Source organism: Salipaludibacillus daqingensis, from assembly GCF_029891575.1.
GTDB lineage: Bacteria > Bacillota > Bacilli > Bacillales > Salisediminibacteriaceae > Salipaludibacillus > Salipaludibacillus daqingensis.
On sequence record NZ_JARZHF010000021.1, the window covers coordinates 1 to 1,669 of the forward strand.

The 1,669-nt window shown below is 53.6% G+C and carries 1 rRNA gene; it reads left to right on the forward strand.

What is annotated here, in order from left to right:
* Positions 1–89 precede the first annotated feature (89 nt).
* Positions 90–1,656 (forward strand): 16S ribosomal RNA (locus QDN89_RS21860).
* Positions 1,657–1,669: the final 13 nt, after the last annotated feature.

Genomic DNA, 1,669 nt, shown 5'->3' on the forward strand with positions numbered 1-1,669 from the left:
AATCGTTGAATGGAAACATTCGACAAACGCCAGACGAAAGTTTGGTTTTGATGTCATGGACATCAAACTTGATGAAAAGTCATCATACTTTATCGGAGAGTTTGATCCTGGCTCAGGACGAACGCTGGCGGCGTGCCTAATACATGCAAGTCGAGCGCAGGAAGCAAGTTGATCCCTTCGGGGTGACGCTTGTGGAATGAGCGGCGGACGGGTGAGTAACACGTGGGCAACCTGCCTTGTAGACTGGGATAACTCCGGGAAACCGGAGCTAATACCGGATGATCAACGGAATCGCATGATTCTGTTGTAAAAGTGGGGAGTAATCCTCACACTACGAGATGGGCCCGCGGCGCATTAGCTAGTTGGTAAGGTAATGGCTTACCAAGGCAACGATGCGTAGCCGACCTGAGAGGGTGATCGGCCACACTGGAACTGAGACACGGTCCAGACTCCTACGGGAGGCAGCAGTAGGGAATCATCCGCAATGGGCGAAAGCCTGACGGTGCAACGCCGCGTGAACGATGAAGGTTTTCGGATCGTAAAGTTCTGTTATGAGGGAAGAACAAGTGCCGTTCAAATAGGGCGGCACCTTGACGGTACCTCACGAGAAAGCCCCGGCTAACTACGTGCCAGCAGCCGCGGTAATACGTAGGGGGCAAGCGTTGTCCGGAATTATTGGGCGTAAAGCGCGCGCAGGCGGTCTCTTAAGTCTGATGTGAAAGCCCACGGCTCAACCGTGGAGGGTCATTGGAAACTGGGAGACTTGAGTGTAGGAGAGGAAAGTGGAATTCCACGTGTAGCGGTGAAATGCGTAGATATGTGGAGGAACACCAGTGGCGAAGGCGACTTTCTGGCCTACAACTGACGCTGAGGCGCGAAAGCGTGGGGAGCAAACAGGATTAGATACCCTGGTAGTCCACGCTGTAAACGATGAGTGCTAGGTGTTAGGGGTTTCGATGCCCTTAGTGCCGAAGTTAACACATTAAGCACTCCGCCTGGGGAGTACGGCCGCAAGGCTGAAACTCAAAGGAATTGACGGGGGCCCGCACAAGCAGTGGAGCATGTGGTTTAATTCGACGCAACGCGAAGAACCTTACCAGGTCTTGACATCCTCTGAACACCTAGGAGACTAGGCTTTCCCCTTCGGGGGACAGAGTGACAGGTGGTGCATGGTTGTCGTCAGCTCGTGTCGTGAGATGTTGGGTTAAGTCCCGCAACGAGCGCAACCCTTGATCTTAGTTGCCAGCATTTAGTTGGGCACTCTAAGGTGACTGCCGGTGATAAACCGGAGGAAGGTGGGGATGACGTCAAATCATCATGCCCCTTATGACCTGGGCTACACACGTGCTACAATGGATGGTACAAAGGGCAGCAAGACCGCGAGGTTAAGCCAATCCCAGAAAGCCATTCTCAGTTCGGATTGCAGGCTGCAACTCGCCTGCATGAAGCCGGAATTGCTAGTAATCGCGGATCAGAATGCCGCGGTGAATACGTTCCCGGGCCTTGTACACACCGCCCGTCACACCACGAGAGTTTGTAACACCCGAAGTCGGTGAGGTAACCTTTTGGAGCCAGCCGCCGAAGGTGGGACAGATGATTGGGGTGAAGTCGTAACAAGGTATCCGTACCGGAAGGTGCGGATGGATCACCTCCTTTCTAAGGAGCATTT